Genomic DNA, 23,869 nt, shown 5'->3' with positions numbered 1-23,869 from the left:
CCAAAACCAGCCATGGTGATGTTTTCGGCCATAGTAGCCGAATATATGTTGAATTGTCATAAAAACAAAAGGTCATCGTATCTTTAGCAGCTTAAAACTCCGCTTTAATGAAAGGAGAAAACTACCTGCTATCGATTGCTATTGATAAGTACACAGGCCCTACTTACGGCTCATTGAATAATGCCGTTCATGATGCTGAAAGATTAAGAGGTGTTTTGGAGTTTCGTTATGGATTTAAATCAATTCGTCAGCTTTATGATGAGCAGGCAACCAGGGAAAATATCATTGATACATTAGATTGGCTAACATACAACATTACCGAACATGATAACTTGATTATCCATTTTGTCGGACATGGTGATCAACATCCTGTGTCAAAGCAGGGTTTTTGGGTCCCTTATAACGGCGAAACCATGAGCGGTCGTATAATGAATTCCTCAATATATGACGCCATAGAGGCGATTGGAGCGAGGCACATCCTTCTTATTTCTGATTCCTGTTACTCGGGCACTTTTATAACAAGGACTCGGGGCCGCCAGGAAAAACTTACACTCGAAGAATTGGAAAAGCTGGATTCCAGATGGGTGTTTGCTTCTTGCGGTGAAGAAACCGCAGGAGACGGACGAGCAGGGAAAGGAAGCCCGTTTGGCCGTTGTTTGTGCGAATTTTTTGATACAAATCAATCGGAGATAATATCTGCAGGGGAAGTTTTTGAAGCAGTCAGTCGTGCAACCAACTCAATATCCCAACAAACACCCCAAGCCGAACAGATCAGACGAGAAGGCAATAAGGGGGGCCAAATGATATTCAGATTACATTACACAAGAGGAGGAATCCCCAGACCAGTAGAGCCATTGCCTGACCATGCGATAGAAAATACTATTGAGAAGCCTTCATTTCCTATGCCTGAATTACCCGACAAGGCAAATTATATTACGCGCACTGTAACCTTTTACGAACACCAGCAAGAGGAAATTGCGTACTTTTTTCAGCAGGAAAGGGGAAAGATTAAATTATCCGAGGCTATTTCGACTCATAAACGCATCGTCCTATTAGGTAGTGCAGGATCGGGGAAATCGGTTGAATTACTTAAACTCGCTGAGGAACTTTCCCTACCAAATGTACCAACAGTTCCTATCTACAAACGATTAAATCTATATACTGGTCAAGACATTGAATCTTACCTTCCGGATGGATGGAATATGATCCCACCAGAAAACCTGGTAATACTACTTGATGGATTGGATGAAATACAAAGTCAACACTTCTTAACAGCTGTTAAAAAGATAGTTGATTATAGTATTAGATATCCAAAAATGAAATTAGTGATCTCCTGCCGTACCAACTTTTATGACCTTCCGACAAAAAACTTTTCAGGAACCCTAGAAGGGTTCAGTGTCTATACCTTAGATGATTTTTCGCTTAATGCTATTCAAGAATACTCAACAAAAAAATTAGGCATTGATGGTAGTAAATTCATAGAAGATATTTATGAAGCATCCTATCTAGATTTAGTAAATAAACCCTATTTTCTTCATTTACTAGCGACACACTATATTGACAATCGAGATTTTCCATCAAATAGGTCTATAATATTAGAACAATCCGTTTCAAATTATTTTACCATTGATAGGGAGCATTTTAAAAATTCTGGCCTACCATTTACAAAAAGAGAGGCCCTTGCTATTCTCGAAAAAATCGCTTTTATAATGGAGGTTATGGGCAAAAATTTCTTGTCCGAAGATGAATTACAAGAACTATTTCCAATTTCATCAGAGTATGAAAAAATTAAATACCTGCCTACATTTAAAAAACGTTCGGTAAACAATCTATGGATGTTTGAACACAATAACATTCAGGAATACTTAGCTTCTCGCGTTTTGGCACATAAACCTCACAGTAAATTAATCGATATAATTTCATTATCTACCGGTGGAGAACAAAAAATCAAGCCAACCTGGATGAATACTTTGTCTTTTCTTATAAGTATTGGGAAAGAGGATGTTGTTCAGCAACTCTTAGATTGGATCATTCAAAATGACATCGAAGTTCTGATTAAATTCGATCCGGATAGAATATCTAAACAAAAAAGAATAGAAGTATTTAAAAGAATCTTTAACTTTTATAGTGACAAACAAATATGGCTATCTTCCAATAAGTTTACTGATAATGATTTAACTCGATTTGGGTACTATTCTGAAATAATTGAATTCTTGCTGAATCAACTACAAGATCCGAACAGTTCCCGAATCATTAAGTTTAATGCTCTCCGTGTGTTAAATAATTTTAGAATTGCTGATTTTGAACAATACAAGGATTCAATTAGAAATACATTGTTCCCTTTGTTGTATGACCCGCAATTGACTCAACATGATATTTATTATCTTCTTAGTTCTATTGCAAAACTTGGGTTCGCGGATGAGACTACAGTGGTTACTATTGTTTCAAAGTTTAGAAACCGAAAGAACCAATACATCAGAGCTGGCCTTTACAAAATTTTACATACCTCAGAATATATAAATGACTTTGTTGACGTTCTAATTGAAGGACTTGATTTAAGCAGAATAAATAACCCAATAGACGATAGAGACTCCATTAATTTATTAGACGAATCGCATCATCTAAAAATTGCGTTACAGAAAATTTCCAGTCCTGATTCCTTAAAGAAAATTATCAATTATTTTTCAGAGGAAAGAACAAGAAATTTTTATCTTTCTGATTACAGAGAAATTGTAGCTTCATTTATCGAGCAAGCGGTTTTCTTATTCCCAATTGATCGAACCATCTATTTTTCTATTAAAGATTTGTTCATTTCGTCAGAAATATTCCATGAAAAAGGTATTGTAGAGCAAATACACTCATTTTTTAAACAAACAAATACAAACAAAGATTTATTCATATCCATATGGAAAGATGATGATATTACATCCTACCATAAAAGTGAATTAATCGAAATTATATTAGATTCAGATGTGGTTAGATGGTTTATAGAACTATATCATAATCATCATTTCACAAATGAAGATATACAGAAAATACACCAAATAATTTCAATCAATCAGTCTCAACATTCTAATTTCCCAGATTTCTTAACCCAAATAGAGAGCGCTGCAAGAATAAGTGGCTTTATAATTGAAAAGCTTGAATTTAAAGATTGGAATGAAATCATTAGGAAAAGAACCCAAGCCAGTTTTAACCTGCTTTTTAAGCCTACAGAACTGCTTAGGGAAACTAACTCAATCTTCGTTGAAATAGAAAAGGACATACTAACCCATCATGACATCTTTAATTATCAAACATCCCACAACCGTTATCTTGATGAAGCCTTCCTTACTACTGCAGTCGAATTATTAAGAGACTTCACAATGCGAGGTAATGTTGTAAAATATGAAGAGGTTCAGGACTTTGTTAACAACAAGGATTTATTCCCAAATTATCAAATACAAGAAATCCATGATTACTTGACTGGCTCATATAGTCATTACATCAATTTAACAACTAAGCAAATTGAATTCATTCAAGAATGGTGCATTTCGGATGGAAGGAATTGGCGATTATTGTGGTTCTTTATACACCGGTTTAATATTTTGTTGCCAGAGAATAAATTGCTTGAATTGACATTGTACTATGATTTTAATGCCGAATCCAAACTTAATGACCCAGGCACAATTGAACAACTTGACAAATTTTTATCCCGGAATAAATTAAATAAACGAGTTGCTGAAAATTTTAAAAAAGGTATTGAGAACCCCTTAGCATGGATAAGTAATGCGGGGTATGCCATCCGAAATAATCTTGCCCACTGCTATCCAAGGATACTTCAATATCTGGAAATTGCACCAGACAATGACTATAAATTCAATGAAGTTTTAGAGCTTTGGTTTAAGAAGAGTAAAAACAGCGAAAGACTCGCAACGTTCGCGAAAAGTGCTTACTCAGAAACATTAAGATGGAAAGCAATACACTTACTCGTTGATAGCGCAACAGAAACTGCATTTTTGAAGACATTTCTAAATCAAATTTTAATTAACGAACAGAATTCTTTAGACAACCGTTTTACTGCCGCAAATTTTTTAATGGAAATGAATGATATAGATGGTTTAAGATTCGCAACTGACTATATATTGGAGCACAAAAATCCAATCTTTGATTTTCGGCACTATTTGCACAGTATGACGCAACTCACAAATGTAGATAGCTTACCACTTCTTATGAAGTTATTGCGTCTCGGAAAAGAAAAGGAATTTCAAAAAGACAATTTCAATAATTTAGAATCACTGGTAATTGATACCATTTATCGAATTGGAATTGAATCTGACGAAAACTTTAGTAAAGTTCGTGCCGCAGTTGTTAAATTTATAGAAGCATATAATGCAACTATAAAACATCTTAATTTTCTTCACTTCACAGTCGCTAGAATTGAACAACAACTAAATATGAACAAATCAAAAAATTACAACATTCACGAAGCGATTGCAGAGTGGGAGAAATCCGTATACGAATAATGGAGCCAGGCCTTTCTCTGGTTACCCAGCGCAACCGTGTTCAGCGTGTTATAAAGTTCATTAATAAACACATGAAGGAAATAGCGGGTGAATTAGAAATAGAGATGGGAGCGAACTATGAATTAACAACCTATGTAGCCCGGCACTCTATTACTACTAGGCTTAAGCGCAAAGGTGCTTCAACCGATGAGATCAGCGAATACCTCGGTCATGCCAGTGTGGAAACAACTAAACTACCTGGATAGTTTTAAAGATGAGCTGTTGAAGAAAAGAAGTCAATGGCTGGCGGATGATGCGTAGAAAAAGTTGAATAGTTGGAATTTTTCGCTTGTCAAATTCACAAAGTAATTTCTTCTTTTTTCATGTGAGTAGCATAATTATTTAAAACTCTTTTCGTGGCATATTCGAATATCTAAATAATAGTTTTAAAACAAACAGTTCATGTGTCCACCTAATAAGGGAGTAAGCTTCGCTTTTTCTTTAATAAATAAGAAGAATTTTTGCAAGAGGTATATTATTGTATTATTCTCTACGTTTTTGTCCTTATATAATTTTTATTATTCGTTTTGAGAATAATTTCTATTGTCAAATTAGCAACTTGCAAATTTTATTAATTCATTAATTCTTATGTCACTATCTATATCAGAATTGAGATATCTAATTAGCGGTAACAATTTGTTAAATCCTTTCTCTAAAACGTTTAGCAAAGATTCTCTTCAAGATTTAGTAAAGAGCCATGATTCTTTGGATAGTAACGCAGAAAGTTTTATAAGATTCATTGAAATTTCAAGTGAAAGTTATTTGCAATTGATTCAAATGATATGGCACACATTTGACAAGCTTTCTTTAACCAAGGAGGAACTTATAGATGTTCTTTTTCAAACATGCAATGAAGAACATTTTAAAAGTTCTATTTTAATAGGGAAAGCTATGTTGTCAGACCTTTTGAACATATAGCTCAAAAGCAGTTTAATATTCACCAGGCTTATAAGATAGCGATAGCAAAAGGACTTGTATGTTCTCTGAACAATTTTTGCCATGCTTTACGAAACCGGAGGCGATGACAACTGCTACTAATACAGATTTTCATCAAATGTATGGCGTCTTAGAGCTGGCTGGTATACGGGTTACAACCTCTTTTGTTTTTTTAATAAAGGAAACAGTTACGGAATAGAGTTTTGCATTTAATAGAAAAAGCAGGTAGCAAAGAAACAATCACTACCTGCTTTGCGGTGCCGTATTAAATATTAAAGTGGGCTACAAAGCCAATTAATAAACTTGTCCAACCATGTAGGATTTCCAGAATCTGTTGTCATAGAAAAGTGTTTTTAAATTAAGTAATTAATGGTTTTAACTCTCCGCGTAAGAGTATCTGTGGAAGCTCAACTTTGGAATATTCCGTAATAAAAATATTCTACACTAAGAAGAAAAAAATTAAAATATTTTAAGAAAAACTTCATCAATAAACCCTCTAACTTATTTGCACTTCGTTTACGGGATGAAAAAGATTAAAAAATTAATTTAAACAATTTGCTCTTAGCAAAACAACACAATACATTATAACATTTTTTAATCTCATGTTATTTATACGACATCCTGAGAAAAAAACTCATAAAAACATGTTGTTTTTCCCATTCAACTATTTCATTTATAACATTTCATATTAATAGTTTTTTGGTAATTTAATTATTATTAGCCGGCATTCACGCCGAAAGCAAAAACATTAAATAATCTTATCAAATGAAATTACTTGATTTTTTAAGCGCAGTGCAGGCACCCGGCCCCTCAAGAATCAAAATTCAACCACTTTCACCTGCCTTACAAGAACATTTAAAAACAGTTTTAAAAACAAAAGCCCTTTCAAAAGGAGAAAACCTTTTGTCAGATGGGGAAATTTCAAAACATGTTTTTTTTATAGAAAAAGGTCTTCTCAGATGCTTTTACATTTCAGATACAGGGAAAGAAGTAAACAGGTGGTTTATGCGTGAAGGAGATGTAGTATTTTCAATTTCCAGTTTTTATGAACAACTACCCGGACAAGAATTCATACAAGCTCTGGAACCTTCCAGTGTATATTATATCACATACGAAGAACTTGATGAGATTTATTACCAGTATCCGGAATTCGAAAGAATTGGGCGGTTACTGACAATTAAATACCACATTTTATGGGATAAGCAACTTTCCTCGGTTTTGACTAAAACGGCGAGGCAGCGATATGAATGGCTAATGTCAAATCACCATGAATTGTATATGCGGATTTCAGATAAACACCTTGCAAGCTGGCTTGGAATTACCGACGTCACTTTTAGTCAAATAAAATCGAAACGATAATTTCTTATGAAATTTTAATTTTTTTGTGAAACCCTGATAGTAATTTACAAATAGAAAATTATCCCTTCTTGCCGTAGAAAGCCGCAACCTTCAGTTGTTACCATTTCATTTTTATAAACTAAATCTTATCACTATGAGAAGATACACAATAACGATACGGAAGGAAACAAAACTTATTGACGATGCAAGACGCTATTGTGAAAGGAATGAGGCTCGAGAGATCAAAGGTTGTATATGGGAGAACAACAAATATAACCTTATTAAAAATCAATTTGACCTTTTTTGGGATTTAGCCTACACGATTAACATATCAGGAGTATACGGAATAATTATTCCATTACAGAGTAAGGTGATTGTATTTTGCGATAAGTCTAATTCTAAAACACATTTTCCAGATAGACAGCTACTATTATACAAAGATTACAATGGAGAATATCATACGGAGTTAATCGTGCTTGTTCCTGATAATAATTTTCTCACTGACCCATTAACAGGAATACTTTTTTCCGACAACTGGATCGGAAATACACTTCGTCAAATAAAGTACAAAGCAAATAAGAAGTGGGCCGGAAGCATTGGTTTACATTATGATGAAATTCAGCACAATGATTTTATTGAAAATGGCAGCAAAAAACCAGTTGAATTAGTAAATACATTCTCGGTTACAGGGGGGCATAATGGGATTGGTAATATTAAAGATTACATCAAATGCTTTGATAATAATCCAGGCAATGACCATTTATATCAGGTAACTATATGTGTATGTCAGCCAGTCCCTGGTTCCAGAGATCCGTGGGGATTTTCAGGTAGCAATTCTTCGAATACTGGCAATCCTGTATCTGTTGGACATACGTTCCTTATATTGACCGAAAAAACAACCAACAAAATTGTTACCCGTAACATAGGATTTTACCCGGCAGGCAGTGTTTGGCCGTATGATCCCATTGAGCAGGGCCAGTTAAATAATGACGCCTACCATGATTATAATATTTCCTTAACTATTACGACAACCAGCAATCAGTTTACGCAAATACTCCAGTATCTGTCAAAAGGTAATGATCCTGGATACCGCTATAATTTAAATAGTAACAACTGCACAACATTTGCACTAGATGCATTACGTAATGGAGGAGTAACTCTGCCTAGAACTGTCGGGCAGTGGGTACACGGAAGTGGCCTAGATCCGGGAGACCTTGGCGAAGATATCAGATCGCTTAAACTTTCTTCCAAAATGACAAGAAGTATTGTTTATAAGGACCATCCAAATGAGGGCAATTGTATTTAATATTACAGTTATGAAAAAAACATTTGTTACTATAACTTTAATTATTAGTGTCGCTTTTTGTTACTCCCAGCGCATCAAATGGACCGAAACGAAGAACTGGAAACTCTATCGTTTAAATAAGCAAGCTGCTTTTTCTTATCCAGTGGACACTTTGATGAATTTTAAAAGTATTAATTTGGATCAGAAAGTTATTGATTCATTTTTGTCACAGGCGACGATTTGGCAAAACAAAGGAACAACGTGGATGGGGCTTTTTATCGCTACGTACGAAAATAAGGACAATAAAATTAAAAAAGTGGTTTTAAGTAATTATGGTGGTTTCTTTTATGATGAATCATCAAAGCGTTACTATGAACTGCCAAAGAAATTGAGAAATCAATGGATGGACTATTTAAACAATTGCATGGAGAAATTATTTGAAAATTAAATTTTCCGTCGTGGAGAATATTCGCAGGTATAAAAATTTATTAAAAGCATTTGCTATCATTTCCATATATGCACTTTTGGTATTAATATTTTTCCATTCAGACACTATTGGTTTGGGAAGCTTTTTCAATGAATTTATAATTCTAATTTTAACACAATTTATTGGATTGGTTTTAGGCGTTATTATGGTTTTACTACGGATTTCAAGGTTGTTTAAAAGCTCGTCATCTCTGTTATATATTCTGGCAGGGACATTAAATATATTTATAGCAGTTACAGGAATAATTTTATTTCTGGTAAACAAGGCTGACATGTCCTGGCTCCATAAAAGCATTGCCAATTTGTTTGTTGGATTTTTAATCTTGGCTGATGCTTTTATTATTCCTGCAAAAACCGAGAAATAAACGTCCCCCCTACTATTTAACCCTTCTATTTTAACGTATCAAGCTGTACCACAATTCGCCTCGAATTTGTGTGGTCTTAATTTGCCTATTTGCAAAAACATTCCTACGCATGCTTAACCAGCTTTTTTATAATTAAAAAGTCATTCATATGAAAACTTTTATCGACAATTTACATAATCAGATGAACAATACACTTGACGAAATTGCAGGAACCCATGACAATAATCCAATCAAAAAGGCCCAACAAAGCATTACGGTAGTAAAAGAAACCCTCCTTCAGTTAAAAGGCTTTATTATCTCTTTTACATTTACTGATATAAAAGATGAAATTAATTTTTTTAAAAACACTCTTCCTGATTACTATAGCTTGCTTATTTATTATGTTCGAATTGCTAACATTGAAACAAGATTACCAATTGGCAGTAATGAACAAAAAGAAAGCTTTTATCGAAAGGAACTAAAGAGAATTGAGGTATTTTTTTATTTAAATCAGGACGTATACCGTTACTACCGGCTTGAAGAAAATGACAGAGATGAAGAATATTTTTTACGTGATCAGTTCGATAAAATTTTACCATTCGAGGATTCATATCTTTTATATGACACTCGCTTTGCTACCGAAATGAGCTATTTATTTGCTCGCATAAAGGCAAATGAATTACTTATAACTTATTTGCAGCAAAAACTCATGGAATTAAAAGGGCATAAACCAGTTCAGCTAAACCCTTTAATGTGGAAGGGAAAGAAAGTCTTTTTGGCTTTATTGATATATGCACTTTATGCAAGCGAAGTTTTTGGTAAACAAACATTGAAACTCGTAGCTGATACTATTACAAGAGATTGGAATTGCCCACTGTCTAATATATATAAAACAATCGAAGAAATAAGTATTCGAAAAAAAAATCGACTACAAGAACTGGAGCAACTTATAATAGACACTGAGCGTAAAATGGACGAGGCGGAAGAATAAGCCTGATAGGTGATACTCCAAAGGATAGGAAAAGAATTTATGAAAGTGATATGTGGAAATTCAACACTGCATTGGGCTTAATTGAGGAAAAAAAGCGCTCAAAACAATAGATAAAATACCGCATGCCGGGATGAGAAGTGAAGCTGATGGCTTAGTTACAGCCCGGCCACTTGGTGAAGCCGTTTCTTTGCTTCTTTCTTTGTGGAGGTCAAAGAAAGAAGGCCGCGAACAGGCGCGGCGTTATGGGCCTGCCAGCAGGCCGGATAAGGTGAATAAATAGCCTTACCATAATTAAACCTTTAAGGGCCGCCGTTTAAATTCCCTTATATCAGAGAATACACCTCTGTTTTCCGTCATTCCATACCGGAATAAGCTCCACAACAATGCACTGCAATCGTTGGCTATATCAGGGTTGATAAACAAATCCTGCTTTGTCAACGCTTCTGCCAATGAGCAGCTTGGTGTATCGTTTTCTGTCGCTTGCTGTTCCAGCAACATATCTTTAAATTCATCAGTAATGAATGGCAGTTCCTCTACCGTGGTATATTTGTCAGATGCTGGTTGCTTGCTTTTTCCCACTGTTGCTAATACCACCTGCCCTGTATGTTCACTATTGCCACAGTCCAGCCAGTAATAAGGCTCATCACGCGTCCGTACATACCGTTTCTTTATTTGCTTAATTAATGAGGCAATTTCAAATCTTGGCCTTATTTTGTCTACACAGGTAATGTAAATATTAGCAGCGGCGCTTACTTTTATATAGGACCCGCTTTCTTCCGAAAAATTATAGGGAACGGCTTTCCAACTTGTTCCTTCAAAACGATTGATCCGTAAAATAAGTGCTACTGCCTTTTTGAGTCCGATTTCTGCCTCGCTGAATAGTTGCCGTCCGGGGCTTGCATCCGTAACTATATCTTCATCAAACACACGAACGTGCAGGCCGGGATGGTTAAATGCTTTTAAACAATGATGGATAGCAACCAATTTGTGAAGTACCTGGCTGCCAGTGCCACCGGCGCCTATAAGATTCACAGTTACCGGATTGGTAGGGTCAAGCAAATAAGGATGGGTAAAATGCATACGTGGCTTTGTCATTGTAAAATGTCTTTAAGTTTTTTTGATGTTTTGATTAATTGCTCAGCCGGGAATGGTTTGCCGGTAGCAATCAACTCCTTTAGCAGATTTGACAGATTTCCTTTAATACAGTTTCTTTCAGATATTGCATGGCTGAAAAAACTATTGAAAAAATAATCTTCCCATAGTTTCATAAACTTTTGCAGGGAACAGGATGGTGAAAATGTAATGTCCACAGTACCCATACACACTTTCCCATCGTTATGCAAATTGAAGAAAGGTGCATGATACAACAAAGTGCCTGACACCGGCCTTTGCTTATGGGATAGCGCATATATGTACAGATCTTTTTTATTCGCTTTCCATATCATCGTCGGCACCTGCATTTTTCCATCGCGTATTTCCAGATCATCAATAAAATGTAGCACTCTTTCCTGTGCTGGAGTATACCAGATAGCATATGCATTTGCACCAGTCGAAGTGTATAATACTTTTTCAGGCAATACCCCGTCCGATTGTAAAAAACCGGCATTGCATTCATCTGAATACCTTAGCAATGCCGCCAGATCCGCCCCTTCTTCGATGGTCAGCGGCCTTCCATTGAGCGGAAAGCCATCGTGTCCTATGTCGTAAAGCTCCACATATACCTGATCCTTCCGCTGGCTTTTAAAAAACAATAGTGCATGCACTGGCTGGTATACTTCTTTAAATAGGTTCGTGATATTTTGCATACAATTGGTTTAATAGTTGACAAACTTCTTCCATGAGGCTGAAAACCTTTTTTTCAAAATGTAGATTGTGAAAACTTTTCCTTTGTGGCCGGTCAAATAGCTGATAGGCTGTTGGATAATCTACATACTGTAGCTCTCGTAAATGTGAGTTGATATAATCCATGAGAGAATCATAAAGTAACCCGGAATAATCGTAAATAAAGGATATGTAGTGTTGTAACTCCATTAAGGTTTCCTCGCTCTCATCCGTGTCTCTTTCTTCCAGATCGGTAGGAATAGATTCAGCAAGTGAGCGTGCCGGATATTTCTGGTAAAAATCCAATGTCTTCCTCGCCAGTTTATGCACCTCCTTCCCTAATGTATCTGAAGGCCGGAACGCCTTCAGCCTATTCCCAAACTGCTGAAGGTTACCGGGATTACTGATTTCCTTAAATATCCATTCTCCTTCTTTTTCTAACTCTTCCATTTCTGCCGGTTGGTCGCCTGTATCTTCCCCGTCAAAGATCGCAGTATCCAGCCAGTCTTTTATTATAGCATAGCAATTTTCAAGATAACTGCCTGCATGTTTAAAATAAGCGACACCAACAACCTGATACAGGTAGGAAAAAATGGAAATTAACAAATCTGCTTCCTGTGCACGTTCTTTGTCGGCTATTAGCCACACCAGCGGCCTCACCGGTACATAATACAAATTATACTCAGGGTAAAAAGGTTTGGCAGTGGCAATGCACACCGATTGTTTATCACTTACAGTAATTAAGGGCTTTACATCTGACTTAGATTTATTTAATGTATCTACCAGCTTATCGAACGCCTGCCCGATGTTCAAAGGGAACGGCAGAGCGCTGGTATCTTCAATACTGATATTATACAGTTTAGTGATATACTGCAATGACTTATAAAAGTCTGCCGCTACCTTGTCCGGGTTATCCAGAAAAGCAATCCCATCCCTGCGGGGAGAAAAACAAGTCTTTAAAAACTGATATGAAGCAGGTGCAGGGGCGCAGTTGTAGTCGTTTGCTTTTTTACAACTGCGCTGTCTTGTACTTCGCTTATTCCTTGTACGAACTCTGCCAACTGTTTGTGTAATGTGCATTGATTATCATTTGAGATTACTTCCACAGTCTTTAGCGGTGGAATAGTCATTGTTGTTTTTTTATTTTTCATGTTAATACTTATCCTTTTGTGCCCAACGTCGGAACAAATTTGTATTGCACTTCGTCGTTTTCCAACTCCGGGCCTTTGATTGTAGCGGTAGTCAATACCGTATAAGTATGCGAATAAAGATCAAGTACTGCCTCCGGGCTTAAAGAATCATCCGGGTCTGAAAGTCGCATCACTTCACCTTTATATTTAAAAAGGAAAATTCTTTTTAGCTCTATTGCTATTAATTGGTCTGTTGCTGACATATACATTGCTTTTTTTTGAACATTGATTTATACAAACAGTTCCCCGTGCTTTTTGCGTAGTTCTTCCAGCTTCGCCTTAATTTCTTCGGCGAACTCCGGGAATTCTTTTTCCTTCGGCATCTGCCCAATAGCCTGCCCAAACGTGCCTTTGTCTTCCAGTTCCTTGACCTTTGCCATCTGTGCATCATATTTCTTTTTGCGTTCTGTTTCTTCTTTTTTAACCGTCTTATCCTTGTCTAGTTCCTTCTTTGTCTTTGCTGTGGCTTCTTCCAATGCCTTCAGGTAGTCGGCTGAGTTATCAAAGGCTGTTTTTGTTTTCTGCATAGGCACTGAAATGGTAGCAAAAAACTTCTCATCGAGTATTTCGGGTGTATTGGTCAATGCCAGCGGTACCAGTTTTTTAAATGCATCGTCATTTGTCTTCTCAGGCGAAAGCAGGATCGTTACATTCATTAACCCGGTGCCGTTTGTTTTAATTACAAGCGTCCATGTGCCTTTTATTTGCAGGTCTTGCAGTGTTTTAAAAAAGTTCATATACATAATATTTTAATTGATTAGTTTAAAAGCAAACCACTGTCATTGCAAACAATGGTTTGCATACGGGGCCAGGTCAGCAGATTTTGAAATAGCCACGGGCATCCGTTGTTGTATTGATTTGCCTTATGTAGTTAGGGAAACAACTATACAGGTAAGAGTTTCTTTTGGTACATACCTGCAAGGTGTTCTCGTTTATCTGCATGATCTCCCCATTTTTGTGGCTGGCCGTTACAAACTCTTTGAGAAAATCCATATCACCGTTGCCTTTCAATTCTCTTATTTGTTGATTAAAGGCAAGGTGAACTTTATTGATTTTGGTTTTGATAACTGATTTCATAATGAATGGGAATTTTAGTGTGTTGCTATCCTGTTATTCCTGTTCTTGGGCTTCAGGTTTGAATTGCTCATAAAATGCGGATGCCTGTGCCTTGTCAGGGAAAAAAATATCTACACGCTGGTTATTAAAAAATTTAAGGGCCGCCTTATGGCCTTTCCATAAATATTCCTTCTTAGTATCAATACCCCTTCTTAATTCGGCCATTAGATTATAATCCGCTTCTGATAATTGGTTACTATCGAAATAATAAAGTTGTAGGGCAAGCAATAACTTTGGCAATTTTTTACAATCGGGGTCAAGCTGTAAACTGCGGCAGTACGGCGCTGTCGTAAACATATTAGGGAACATTATCTTTTGGTGACACAGCACTGGTATCTTGCTTCTCAGTGACAGGCATTCTTTCAATTCCCCGATAATATATTTTTTCCCGGCTGCGGCCATATCCGTACCTGTCTGAGTAATGATATTTTTAAGCACATCTGAGTAGTGTTCGAACTTAGCGTGTTTCAGCCCTTCCGGTATTTCATATGGGGTAAATGGTACATGGTAGGTGTTCGTAAAATATCCTTCCAGTTCTGCCACGAAGGAAATATTTACCTCGGCTATAGTTGCAGTAAGTTCATTGGCATGCTTTTCCAACACCCGTTGCTCATGGTAAAATGGGTCTTGATATGTTTTTTCAGGTAAATGAGTATTACGATATGAAGCTCTTAGCGCTTCCAACACATTGTATGCGGCCAGATATTCATAGTACAGGTTGTCGCAAAATAACCGGTCACTGGCCGATAATGCATCAGCCACATTAACTTCATTTGATATAGTAAGCATATAAGGTAATTTTTATGGTTAATAAATATGGAGGTTGCCGGGAACAATACCGTTACTTCTCTATAAAGCAGCAACGGTATTTGTATCGGCTGGCATTGTGGTGTTTTCGTCTTGGGGCTGGTTCAGTATATAATCAGCGGCTGCCCTTGCCTGTCTGGCCGCTTTCAGGAAAAACTTATTATCGTTTTTCAATTTTGATAACCAGCCTTTGATATAAGCGGCGCTGTTATCTATAGTCTTTTGCTTGATACCGGATACCCCGCATAAATAAGCGGCTGTTAGCTCAGCGGTTAATTCTTCCTGTGAATAAACAACACCACCGAACCGGTCGGTTTTCATTACTTCTTCTCTGTTCAACCGGCTCCTGTGGCCTGTGGAGTGCGCCAGCTCATGGAATAATGTGCAGTAATAATTCTCATCGGCCAGAAACAGGGATTGTTCAGGCATATATACTTCATCGCGCAAAGGATAATAACAGGCTGAATCCCCACTGTGATGTATGGCAGGCTGTTGGGGCATGCCTGCAATAACTTGTTCGCATGCCTCAATTTTCTCGGTATGGCTGCGCTTTAATAATTCGTCAATAGCGAAGGTGATGCCTTCAGTTTGGGCAATGTTAAATACGGTGTGAAGTTTAGGTACGCGGATCATTGGCGATACCTCCGTTTCCTGTCCTGTATGTTCATCCACTACCAGTACTTTCTGGTATTTACTTTTCACGGATGCCCAGTAAATAATCTGGCAACCCCGTTCACCCTTTTTAACGTTGCCACCCAACTGTTGGGCCTGCAGGTAGGTAATAAAATAGGGAATGGAGTAGTTTTTAATCAGGCAAACGAAGTTGAGCAGGAAGGCGTTCCACCCCCGGTAAGGTTTGCACCCTGTTACATTCTTGGGTAGCCCGTAACTGTTCCACGGCTTGTTCCAAATAATATCACCTTTTTCAAGGGAGGCCACAACATAGTCGGTGACCTCGGTGTAAACGTCGTACCGCTTGCTGTAATTGGATTGTGTGTGTGTAGGCATAAATGATGGGTTTTTAAACGTTTTTAAATATTCGGCTACGCCTCATTCGGCCTGCCGATAGGCACCCATCATTGCGCGGTGGCGCGGAACGTCAAAAAAATACGACCGCCATCAAATTATGTACATGCCAGGCGCCGGGGCGCTCTGGCTGAGCATAGTGCTATAGCCGGAAGAATGCGAAGAAGGCTGGTAAGAGAGCGCGCCCAGGCGCCTGGCATGACAGCTTGCGGTGGAGATTTTTTTGACTTCCGTTCTGTGTGAGCCAATATCTTTGCCTTCCGGCAGGCCGAATAATTGCCATCCGTATCAGTAGGCAAGATTTAATAGTAGAAAGTGAGTTTATTAAAGCCATGTGCACAGAGATAAAAAATGGCCCTCCGTTACCAGAAGGCCACCTGGGCTTATCCCCGTGACTAACCCTATTGCTGGCAGGTTGCACTCCTGCAGAGCCTGCTTCCTCTTCGGGTTAGTATTTTTAAATTAAGTGTATCCATTACCTTCTCCTTAATCCATTATCCTTGCTTGCTTTGATAATTCGCTCAGATAAAGAGAGTGGATTTCGTTTGATAGCAGTTGATTGATGTTTCTGGATTTTTGTTATTTGTCCAATGACTTCGTTCCAGGGAGAGGAAAAAACCATTTGGTCATTATTTTTTGAATACTCGGCTATAATAACTGAATCAGCTGATGATTTTACAGAAAGAATTTCTTTGGCGCGGGAAACATATACGGAATTTACTTTACTATTGAAGTGAAGATATAAACCTTGCTTTTCAGGATTGCCATTCACACTTCCATAACGATTAGCCTTCAGTTTCACCAGTTCGTTGCCCTGGTCATCATGAATACACACCTTATGAATCCATTCATTTTTATTTTTGGCATAGGCTATGACATGATCAATTGAATCCATATCTGTTTTTAATAGTTTATAGCATGCTTCGTGCAGGCTGTTACTGTATGAAGTTTCTTTCAACATACCGTAGTAGTGATATTGTGAAGGCAATTCCATGTCAAATACCTGTGATGTTTTAGTAACGCTAAATTGCATAGACTTTTTCAGGGAAGGACTGCTTGTCAATCGAACATCCGTTTGCAATCGCTCAAACCCTGGATCTATCAGCAGTTTATTTTCTTTATAATCATATAACGCAACCATCATCATTATTTGGTTGGGATTGTACCCTGTGCATTCCTTTATCCGTATATCGGGATACGTTTCGAGAAAGCCCAACTTGCGGGAAGAAAGAAAATATACACCCGAAGGAAAGGTTAAAACCTTCCTGGGATCTTTTATTTGGTATGCCTCCAATAAAGGCACTTCCGCTTTGTTACTCTTTATTTCATATATGCAGGCATTTTCGAGGTAATATTTTAATGACTTTTGTATAGCCGCTTTTTCATCATAATGGTGAACATCAATAGCGCAAAACCTGTTGAATGCTTCCGGAAATGTATCAAAATGAAAAATCTCTACCAATGGCGGTTTCCGGAGCGTTCCGCTATCATTATACGCAAAGTCAACCTTATCCAGCAAAAGTGTATATGTTCTCTCTTTATCCATATCCTCACGTTAACTTATTATGTACATGGTTTCCTTCCGGTAGCAAATGTCTCGCAGCATGCATGCTTTTTCTGGATAGCTCCTTTCGCTGAGTGGCAGAATTGACCTTCCCAAAGCAAAAATATGGTGAACCATGCAGTTCCATTACCGTTATATAAGGTCTAACGGCCTTCAATGCCTCTATGGAAATACTGTTCATATACAGTTTGACCAAATCACCTTTGACATCATTTACTTGTGATTCCTCACGTACAATCATTGACCTTCCACTGGCTGTATCCAAAATAGTGGCCTGTTTAATCCAGACAAGCGATTGCTGCCTGTAGGCTTCTTCTTTATTGAATAGTGCAGGGTTAATATTGCAGAGATCCTGTATGGCTTCATCGATTTTGGTATAGTTCCTTTTCAGCACTTCAAGTTGTCCGAGATGGTCTTTACCGGCAAAACTCTCCCGGTGCAGCTCCAGCCGGTATGAAGATTGCTGGCTTATATCATTATTTTCTTTTTGTAAAAGCGCTGTCAGTTGTTCAAAGCCGGCAGTTGGTGACAATACCGGCTTTGCCCGGTCATAACTGGCAATCAATGCTACATTGGTGCTAGGTTCAATGTTCAGTAAGGAAATAAGTGGGATGTTAAGCTCTTTTTCCAATACATGAGGCTGACGTTTACATTGGAGATATAAACCCTTTAAAGGCGTCTTGTCATGGCCTTTATCCAACATTAGGGTTTCCATTGTGTCAATGGAAAGGACAGGCACATTAAAACGGTCAGAAATCTGGGCTTCAAAAATGTGTTTTGGCAGTTGGTTGTAAAAAGATACATATCCATGCAAAAGAGGCAGTTCAGTTTGGGATAGCTGGTTAAAAGCTCCGTTTAGTTCTTTGTAATGCCATACTTCGTGAAAACGCCATCCATTTAACCTTTTCTCATCGTCCAAATAGACGGTATTATGATTACCCCGTAGATGCACGGCGTAATTCCAGCCGTATTCCTGGTGCGACGCTCGAAGATGTTCAATCTCGAAATCTGCCACCAGGTTGGAAATATTACTGGGTACAACAAATCGGTCATTACTTTGTCCGTATGATACAAGTTGAAGATAATTAGCATTCACATCAAAAAACCTGTCATCACTCAACAGGATACCAGTCTGTTTTTGAAAATGCCCAATTGTCTGAGGAAAATGCAGGTACAAACCTTCCGGCAGGCGCAGTAGCCTGTTTTTTTCATAGCCATAAGGCAGCACCTGCACTACGATATCCCCACCGACCTTTTGTATGTTGGCTGATTCAATATATCTGTTTAATTCAGCTTCTACCGCAGCCTTTTTATTGAACTCCCGAAAGTCATGCCTTAAAAGGGCCACAAATGCATCATGCAAACCGGTAAAATATAGATCCTGGTGAATAAATTGCTGCCCCGGTTTTGCATAATCGGAAAGAGTACAGTCAACCACCTGCAATTTCAATACATAATCAAACTTTTCCTTCATATCCAATCCGCTAATGATTATTAAACTGTTTTTTAAATAAGACTATTGGGAAATACCTTTATCCTTGTCCGGTCCCATTTCTCTCTTATTGTGGCGTTGGCGCCGGTGCGTGTTAACAGAACCCTCCTGCTGAAATTTCTGACGTAGCGCCGTAGCCGGTACAATAAGGTAAAAGTCCATTAATGGCCCGCTATATTCGTTTGCTGGTAGTACAAACCCGGTCTGTTCCTGCAATTGTTGGGGTGATAATTTTTTAGAATCCAGCTCTATATAAATGCCGCCGCCAGGCGAGGGAGAATCCGTAAGCCGGGCAAAGCGTTTCGTCAATAATAATGAGTACTCTTTATCGAAGATGGCGGCAGATTGAATAAAGCGTGGTAGATTATTTTCACTGACAAGTTTCTGATCGTAAAATGCATCCTCAAATTGCTGCAGGATATTGAACGCTTCTTTCAAAGAAGTATATTCCTGCCGCAGGTTAAAATGCCACGGATTTTTATTTGAAAATTGTGTCCCTATTTGCATATCCAGCCCTTCCAGTGCAACCATAAATTTTCCAGGCTCCTGACTTACTCCACCCATGTTGTGTAATTTTATTAATCAGCAGTACAAATGCTGCTGTATAGCATCTATAAAAATGTCTTCAGCAGCATTTGTCCGCCTACGCTCAATAACAATTCATCATTACATCCCATCGCCGACCCTATCGCCTTAACCCCTGATTCGCTCCATCTTCCTGTACCACGCGGTCATTTTTTTTACCTTTTGGCTTCACCAGTTGCTGGTCACCGGGTTTGTTGTTATTGTTTTTTTTTGAAGAGTCACCATCCGGCATTACAGTGTTGCCCTGTACATCTTTACCGTTAGCCGGCTCAGGTTTTGCAGCGGCATGCGATTGTCCTACCGGCAAATTGTGCTGGTCAGTGGTTTTACCTGTATGTGTAGCAGCAGCCTTTTCTTTAAACTGGGTGAAACGGTTGGCCCGTTGTTCCTGCGTTTCATCAACAGTCTTTTTTACATTACGGGCGGTAGGATCATCTGTTTTTGACAATTTCACATGGGTACCTACTTCTACCCTTAGCTGCTCTTTCAAATAGGGCTTATGGTTATGGATAATTTCGCCTGTCAGTTTGCGGAAAATAAAATTTTTAAACTCCGCATCCACTTCCATCAAAATTTTGGGATCTCCCGTTTTATTCAGATTGGTAAGTTCTACCTGGCTACCCTTTTCAAGATAATATATTACATCATTGCGGGTATACATGCTTTTTAGCTCTTCAAAATTGTACTCACGCAATTTTTCCCGCAAATTGAAAGGAGGGTAAAACTTGATTTCAGCAACACCATCCGGGCCACGGTTTTCAAAATCGGTTTTTACCCATGTTTTAAATGTCCTGTTAATTTGTTGTTGATTTTCCTGTTGCTCTCCCTCCGCCGGCACCTGTTCTTTATCCTGTTTAGTTTTGAACAATGTTTTTAAAACGGGCCTTTCGTTCATTGCACTGTACATTTCCAGCACAGTCAGGTTATAATAGGTAGAAAAGGTATTGGCCTTCACCAGACCAGATTGCAATTCTTGCTGTTGACCTCTTAGTTCTTTAGGAATGTCGAAATCAATCACCGGGTTGTGTTTTACAATCAGGGCATTAAATGTATCCGGCGAGTGCTGCATCAGCCATTGCATATTGCCCTGCACCATCTGGTGGTGGTCATGTTTAGCCAGTTCAAAGTCCTGCATATTGCCAGGATGTACATTATCAGGCTGTGGTTTGTTCATTAATAGCCTTTCAATGTTGACTGTGTCTATATCACCTATTATCATATGTGGTACAGCTACTTCTTTTTGCAGCATGGTATCCACTGAGTTGAGATACACATCGAGGCTATCATTCTTTTTACTAAGCCCGAAATTGAGCTGGTAGTCCATCCTGTCTATCCTGTCCTCGCCAAAGAGAACTGTGTCGTATGCCGCAAATTCAGTAAGCCCTTTTTCAAGGTTGGTGCGTACCTGTTCTTTCACTTCAGGGCTAAATCCCATTTTTTCCACTCGGGTGAGCAACTGCTCCACTTTTTTCTGTTCCATAACAAAACTTTTTAACTATGAAAAAAAAATAATTACAGGTGTTGTGATTTGCCGTTTTCAGAAGCAACAGTACGGGTTGAATGATGGGTTCTTTTTTGTACAGTATCGTCGCCGGGTATGCGAACACTGGGCATTTGCCTAGGGGCCATATCCGGGCCACCTACTGGTAAGCCATTTTGTACCGGTAAGCTATTCTGTACCTGCTGTTGCCGGGGATTTGACAATATATCGACTCCCTTTGCAGGCCGGTTATTGAAAAAATAAGAAGCAATATTGGCCGGCAGGTCTATTAATATCGCTTTCAGAGGTGAAGTGGCAACGCGAACGGCAGATCTTGCCACCCGCACTATGGGGTTAGGATAAAGCCTACGGTTCATGTGATTGATTCGTCCCTTCTGTATCCGTAACTCCATTTTATCTTCAAAACTCAATTGGGCATTTCCAAATTGTTTGTGGATACCCCTGAGCGTTTCCATTTGCACTTTCTGGTATTCGCGGTCGTTCACCACATCACTGCCATAACGCTGTATGTATTTCTGCTGCTGAGCTTCCCATTTTTGCAGGGCTGCTTCCAAGTTACTACTTTGTTTATTTTCTGCTTGCATATCCCATCAATTTTAAGTGTAATAATCAGGTGCCGTTCGCCTCAATGCAAGTATGCTTACTGACTGCTAAAATCGTGCGGCCTCCAATATGTGACTGCCCCGTATATGCATGCTCAGCTCGCGGTCGCCGTTTTTTTCAAAAAGCTGCACAGTGAAATATTTGTGGTTTGCAATGGTAAATTTGTCAAAGGCCACCACTATTTTACTGTTTCCCTTTGCAGGTATACAACCATCTGTAGCATTATGCAAATACACAGGTTGCAGCTCTTTTTCCATATTGGTGCTTCTTTTGGTTTGAACGCGGTCCTGTTCAAAAAACCTGGTATAGCTTATATCATATGGAATATGGCTTTTGTTATGTACGTCGAAAAGGAAAAAGAGTACATTATCTTTAATAAATGTGCCCTGAAATTGAAGACGCATTTTATAGTCATTTATCCTGGGACGGTTTGCACGCGGGCTGGCCTCTGTTATTAAAGCGGCGCATTCCCTTATTTCAGGCATAGTCATACGGCCAGCCATATCAGTCATAGCAGAAGCAGGCTGACCGGTATAATTATACACGAGCTGAGCCGGAAACTCCCGGTAGCATACACTGGCGCAATACACTTTACCGCCCTCAGTAAACACTGTAAGGTTCGTCGGTTTAAAATCGTTCCTTGCTGCTTTCACCTTCAACACTCTTCCTTTTGCAGCAGGTTTTATTAAGATGTCATCTGAACCATAGTCTGCACCTTCAATCGCTTCGGGAAAAATCAACACGGTAGTTTTGTTGAAACACACTTCAATGGTGTCCTTTTTGGGTGTAGCTGTTGAATCCTGCGCCGTCGCATACATCACATTCATTATAGCAATCCATCCCATCAATCCCTTCATCCACATTTGCTTCATATCTTCCTGTTTTTAAGTTCACAATTTTAATCTTCACGTATTTTAATATAGCAATAACAATATCAAAGAGCTACTGACCACTGTTATCCTTTAATAAAACCGGGTGGCCGGCTTTGAGCAATACCTTTACAAGGCGTGTTTTTCTACTAAGCAGTGTTTTCACCGTTTCAATGCCTGCCGAAGCTGCCTGCGCAGTCAACGATGGGTCAAGGCTGGTGAGCTGCATGCTTTGCAGGCCCTGGTCAATACCTTGCTTAGCTACTTCGCGGCTTATTGCACCGTCTACTAATACGCCTTCCAGCCCATCCAGTCCATACACAGCTAAATGCACCGGGAATACAGAGTTGCCATAATGGATGCTCTTAATGTCTATAAGAAACCGGTCGCCGCTCAACTTACCTTCCCCATGCACAAAAGAGCCGGCAGGTATCAGTGTGCCCTGTACGTACATATCCTGCTCCAGCCTTAATTTAATAGTGGCCCCACTTACTACACTCTGGTTTTCATGAATTACTGCTGCTATAGCATTGCCTGCACTGCTCACAGTGGTATTGGCCGACATTTCATAAAAGCGGTTATTGATATTACCCTGCCGATTATTCGAATCAGCCATTTCCCTGCCCTTAAACAAATCAGTAATGATGGGTTCTTCCTGTGCCTGTACAGGAAAAACCTTCGTTTTTTCTTTTACAGAAACCTCCTGCAACCTTTCCTTCACCCTTTCCGGGTGTTGTATATCGAGCACCTTTTCAAGCATGCCGTTAATTTGTTCCATTTCCGGATCTGGCGCTTTTTTAGACGTTTGACCAATAAGCGGTGAATAGTCAGGCGGGATTGCGGGTTTTTCAGTATCAGTAAGCAGGCTTGCAATAGGATTATTACGGAAGCCCGTTACTGTATTATTATCAGTATTTGATTGCAGCTGCTTTTGCAGTTCCGCCAGTTTGCGCCTTACCTTTTGTTCGTTGGAATCGCTATAATGTTGCAGACCATTCATTGACCTTGCCTGCGCGTTCACGTTAAAGGGGCTTACGGGTGCTTCCTGCATATACGGCTGCGCTGCTGGCTGTGCTGGCGTTTGTCCAGGCGTCTGCTGAAAAAAGGGATCTTTGCTTAGCAGTTCAGCCTTTTTTGCCGAGTCCTGGTCGGCCTGCATGTAAATACTTAGCTTATCAAGTGCAGTGGATCCGTCCGCTTTGGTAGTAGGTACCGATGTATTAATACCCAATTTACCATCACCAGTTCCCTTTTTAGTTTTTCCACCACCTAAGCCATAAAATAGCAGGGCAGCAAAGAATGCCAGCGGCAGCGGCACTATCAATAACAATTGTTGTTGTCTCTTCTCCATCTTCTTCATACTCCACACAT

The 23,869-nt window shown here is 38.8% G+C and carries 23 protein-coding genes; 8 read left to right on the top strand and 15 right to left on the bottom strand.

Going from position 1 to position 23,869, the window contains the following annotated elements; translation table 11 throughout:
* Window positions 1-107: 107 nt before the first annotated feature.
* The 8 genes from AC59IL_RS07570 (at window position 108) to AC59IL_RS07535 (ending at window position 10,204) form a co-directional block, all read left to right on the top strand.
* The gene (locus tag AC59IL_RS07570; RefSeq protein WP_496551497.1) at window positions 108-4,505 is read left to right on the top strand and encodes a hypothetical protein; all 4,398 of its coding nucleotides are present in this window, start codon (window positions 108-110) and stop codon (window positions 4,503-4,505) included.
* Window positions 4,505-4,750: a tyrosine-type recombinase/integrase gene (locus AC59IL_RS07565; RefSeq protein ID WP_496551496.1), complete on the top strand. Its 246-nt coding sequence runs from the start codon at window positions 4,505-4,507 to the stop codon at window positions 4,748-4,750. The genes AC59IL_RS07570 and AC59IL_RS07565 overlap by 1 nt, the downstream gene beginning before the upstream one ends.
* A gap of 1,495 nt (window positions 4,751-6,245) precedes the next feature.
* On the top strand, window positions 6,246-6,839 hold the full coding sequence (locus AC59IL_RS07560; protein WP_496551495.1) for a Crp/Fnr family transcriptional regulator: 594 nt from the start codon (window positions 6,246-6,248) through the stop codon (window positions 6,837-6,839).
* 133 nt (window positions 6,840-6,972) lie between these two features.
* Window positions 6,973-8,124: a hypothetical protein gene (locus AC59IL_RS07555; protein ID WP_496551494.1), complete on the top strand. Its 1,152-nt coding sequence runs from the start codon at window positions 6,973-6,975 to the stop codon at window positions 8,122-8,124.
* 10 nt (window positions 8,125-8,134) lie between these two features.
* Entirely contained in the window at window positions 8,135-8,551 is a 417-nt protein-coding gene (locus AC59IL_RS07550; RefSeq protein ID WP_496551493.1) for a hypothetical protein, read from the top strand.
* 10 nt (window positions 8,552-8,561) lie between these two features.
* Entirely contained in the window at window positions 8,562-8,954 is a 393-nt protein-coding gene (locus AC59IL_RS07545; RefSeq protein ID WP_496551492.1) for a hypothetical protein, read from the top strand.
* A gap of 148 nt (window positions 8,955-9,102) precedes the next feature.
* On the top strand, window positions 9,103-9,924 hold the full coding sequence (locus AC59IL_RS07540) for an RteC domain-containing protein (RefSeq protein WP_496551491.1): 822 nt from the start codon (window positions 9,103-9,105) through the stop codon (window positions 9,922-9,924).
* A gap of 130 nt (window positions 9,925-10,054) precedes the next feature.
* Window positions 10,055-10,204, top strand: coding sequence for a hypothetical protein (locus AC59IL_RS07535; protein WP_496551490.1), 150 nt, complete (start codon window positions 10,055-10,057; stop codon window positions 10,202-10,204).
* Between the two features lie 11 nt (window positions 10,205-10,215).
* Here the strand turns inward: AC59IL_RS07535 and AC59IL_RS07530 are convergent, their stop codons facing one another.
* The 15 genes from AC59IL_RS07530 to traM form a co-directional block, all read right to left on the bottom strand.
* Window positions 10,216-11,019, bottom strand: coding sequence for a PRTRC system ThiF family protein (locus AC59IL_RS07530; RefSeq protein ID WP_496551489.1), 804 nt, complete (start codon window positions 11,017-11,019; stop codon window positions 10,216-10,218).
* On the bottom strand, window positions 11,016-11,729 hold the full coding sequence (locus AC59IL_RS07525) for a hypothetical protein (RefSeq protein WP_496551488.1): 714 nt from the start codon (window positions 11,727-11,729) through the stop codon (window positions 11,016-11,018). The genes AC59IL_RS07530 and AC59IL_RS07525 overlap by 4 nt, the downstream gene beginning before the upstream one ends.
* Window positions 11,704-12,825, bottom strand: coding sequence for a hypothetical protein (locus AC59IL_RS07520; protein WP_496551487.1), 1,122 nt, complete (start codon window positions 12,823-12,825; stop codon window positions 11,704-11,706). The genes AC59IL_RS07525 and AC59IL_RS07520 overlap by 26 nt, the downstream gene beginning before the upstream one ends.
* 79 nt (window positions 12,826-12,904) lie before the next feature.
* Window positions 12,905-13,138, bottom strand: a complete 234-nt coding sequence (locus AC59IL_RS07515) for a PRTRC system protein C (RefSeq protein WP_496551486.1) — start codon at window positions 13,136-13,138, stop codon at window positions 12,905-12,907.
* 27 nt (window positions 13,139-13,165) lie between these two features.
* A complete protein-coding gene (locus AC59IL_RS07510; protein ID WP_496551485.1) occupies window positions 13,166-13,672 on the bottom strand; it encodes a hypothetical protein in 507 nt (168 codons plus the stop codon).
* Between the two features lie 76 nt (window positions 13,673-13,748).
* Window positions 13,749-14,012: a hypothetical protein gene (locus AC59IL_RS07505; protein WP_496551484.1), complete on the bottom strand. Its 264-nt coding sequence runs from the start codon at window positions 14,010-14,012 to the stop codon at window positions 13,749-13,751.
* Window positions 14,013-14,045: 33 nt separating this feature from the next.
* Window positions 14,046-14,840: a hypothetical protein gene (locus AC59IL_RS07500; RefSeq protein WP_496551483.1), complete on the bottom strand. Its 795-nt coding sequence runs from the start codon at window positions 14,838-14,840 to the stop codon at window positions 14,046-14,048.
* Window positions 14,841-14,900: 60 nt separating this feature from the next.
* Window positions 14,901-15,866, bottom strand: a complete 966-nt coding sequence (locus tag AC59IL_RS07495) for an ArdC family protein (protein WP_496551482.1) — start codon at window positions 15,864-15,866, stop codon at window positions 14,901-14,903.
* A gap of 493 nt (window positions 15,867-16,359) precedes the next feature.
* Window positions 16,360-17,430 (bottom strand): hypothetical protein, encoded by a 1,071-nt coding sequence (locus tag AC59IL_RS07490; RefSeq protein ID WP_496551481.1) that lies wholly within the window; start codon window positions 17,428-17,430, stop codon window positions 16,360-16,362.
* 4 nt (window positions 17,431-17,434) lie between these two features.
* The gene (locus AC59IL_RS07485; protein ID WP_496551480.1) at window positions 17,435-18,922 is read right to left on the bottom strand and encodes a hypothetical protein; all 1,488 of its coding nucleotides are present in this window, start codon (window positions 18,920-18,922) and stop codon (window positions 17,435-17,437) included.
* A 42-nt stretch (window positions 18,923-18,964) separates the two neighbouring features.
* Window positions 18,965-19,504, bottom strand: coding sequence for a hypothetical protein (locus AC59IL_RS07480; RefSeq protein WP_496551479.1), 540 nt, complete (start codon window positions 19,502-19,504; stop codon window positions 18,965-18,967).
* Between the two features lie 121 nt (window positions 19,505-19,625).
* Window positions 19,626-21,005 (bottom strand): hypothetical protein, encoded by a 1,380-nt coding sequence (locus tag AC59IL_RS07475; protein ID WP_496551478.1) that lies wholly within the window; start codon window positions 21,003-21,005, stop codon window positions 19,626-19,628.
* A gap of 32 nt (window positions 21,006-21,037) precedes the next feature.
* Window positions 21,038-21,610, bottom strand: coding sequence for a hypothetical protein (locus tag AC59IL_RS07470; protein WP_496551477.1), 573 nt, complete (start codon window positions 21,608-21,610; stop codon window positions 21,038-21,040).
* Window positions 21,611-21,676: 66 nt separating this feature from the next.
* Complete coding sequence (gene traN / locus AC59IL_RS07465; protein WP_496551476.1) at window positions 21,677-22,501, bottom strand: conjugative transposon protein TraN; 825 nt, start codon at window positions 22,499-22,501, stop codon at window positions 21,677-21,679.
* A 70-nt stretch (window positions 22,502-22,571) separates the two neighbouring features.
* Window positions 22,572-23,858, bottom strand: a complete 1,287-nt coding sequence (traM, locus tag AC59IL_RS07460) for a conjugative transposon protein TraM (protein WP_496551475.1) — start codon at window positions 23,856-23,858, stop codon at window positions 22,572-22,574.
* Between the last annotated feature and the right edge of the window lie 11 nt (window positions 23,859-23,869).

The sequence above is a fragment of the Niastella sp. sgz303648 genome, from assembly GCF_059587045.1.
This window is presented reverse-complemented; position numbering and strand designations above follow the sequence as displayed.

Bases quoted from the DNA above. Each gene is read 5' to 3' on its own strand.
- AC59IL_RS07535 (WP_496551490.1), top strand. From the start codon at position 10,055: ATGAGAAGTGAAGCTGATGGCTTAGTTACAGCCCGGCCACTTGGTGAA.
- traN (WP_496551476.1), bottom strand. From the start codon at position 22,501: ATGAAGCAAATGTGGATGAAGGGATTGATGGGATGGATTGCTATAATG.
- AC59IL_RS07490 (WP_496551481.1), bottom strand. From the start codon at position 17,430: ATGGATAAAGAGAGAACATATACACTTTTGCTGGATAAGGTTGACTTT.
- traM (WP_496551475.1), bottom strand. From the start codon at position 23,858: ATGAAGAAGATGGAGAAGAGACAACAACAATTGTTATTGATAGTGCCG.
- AC59IL_RS07505 (WP_496551484.1), bottom strand. From the start codon at position 14,012: ATGAAATCAGTTATCAAAACCAAAATCAATAAAGTTCACCTTGCCTTT.
- AC59IL_RS07560 (WP_496551495.1), top strand. From the start codon at position 6,246: ATGAAATTACTTGATTTTTTAAGCGCAGTGCAGGCACCCGGCCCCTCA.
- AC59IL_RS07570 (WP_496551497.1), top strand. From the start codon at position 108: ATGAAAGGAGAAAACTACCTGCTATCGATTGCTATTGATAAGTACACA.
- AC59IL_RS07530 (WP_496551489.1), bottom strand. From the start codon at position 11,019: ATGACAAAGCCACGTATGCATTTTACCCATCCTTATTTGCTTGACCCT.
- AC59IL_RS07495 (WP_496551482.1), bottom strand. From the start codon at position 15,866: ATGCCTACACACACACAATCCAATTACAGCAAGCGGTACGACGTTTAC.
- AC59IL_RS07475 (WP_496551478.1), bottom strand. From the start codon at position 21,005: ATGGAACAGAAAAAAGTGGAGCAGTTGCTCACCCGAGTGGAAAAAATG.
- AC59IL_RS07500 (WP_496551483.1), bottom strand. From the start codon at position 14,840: ATGCTTACTATATCAAATGAAGTTAATGTGGCTGATGCATTATCGGCC.
- AC59IL_RS07470 (WP_496551477.1), bottom strand. From the start codon at position 21,610: ATGCAAGCAGAAAATAAACAAAGTAGTAACTTGGAAGCAGCCCTGCAA.
- AC59IL_RS07550 (WP_496551493.1), top strand. From the start codon at position 8,135: ATGAAAAAAACATTTGTTACTATAACTTTAATTATTAGTGTCGCTTTT.
- AC59IL_RS07565 (WP_496551496.1), top strand. From the start codon at position 4,505: ATGGAGCCAGGCCTTTCTCTGGTTACCCAGCGCAACCGTGTTCAGCGT.
- AC59IL_RS07510 (WP_496551485.1), bottom strand. From the start codon at position 13,672: ATGAACTTTTTTAAAACACTGCAAGACCTGCAAATAAAAGGCACATGG.
- AC59IL_RS07485 (WP_496551480.1), bottom strand. From the start codon at position 18,922: ATGAAGGAAAAGTTTGATTATGTATTGAAATTGCAGGTGGTTGACTGT.
- AC59IL_RS07555 (WP_496551494.1), top strand. From the start codon at position 6,973: ATGAGAAGATACACAATAACGATACGGAAGGAAACAAAACTTATTGAC.
- AC59IL_RS07515 (WP_496551486.1), bottom strand. From the start codon at position 13,138: ATGTCAGCAACAGACCAATTAATAGCAATAGAGCTAAAAAGAATTTTC.
- AC59IL_RS07480 (WP_496551479.1), bottom strand. From the start codon at position 19,504: ATGGGTGGAGTAAGTCAGGAGCCTGGAAAATTTATGGTTGCACTGGAA.
- AC59IL_RS07540 (WP_496551491.1), top strand. From the start codon at position 9,103: ATGAAAACTTTTATCGACAATTTACATAATCAGATGAACAATACACTT.
- AC59IL_RS07525 (WP_496551488.1), bottom strand. From the start codon at position 11,729: ATGCAAAATATCACGAACCTATTTAAAGAAGTATACCAGCCAGTGCAT.
- AC59IL_RS07520 (WP_496551487.1), bottom strand. From the start codon at position 12,825: ATGCACATTACACAAACAGTTGGCAGAGTTCGTACAAGGAATAAGCGA.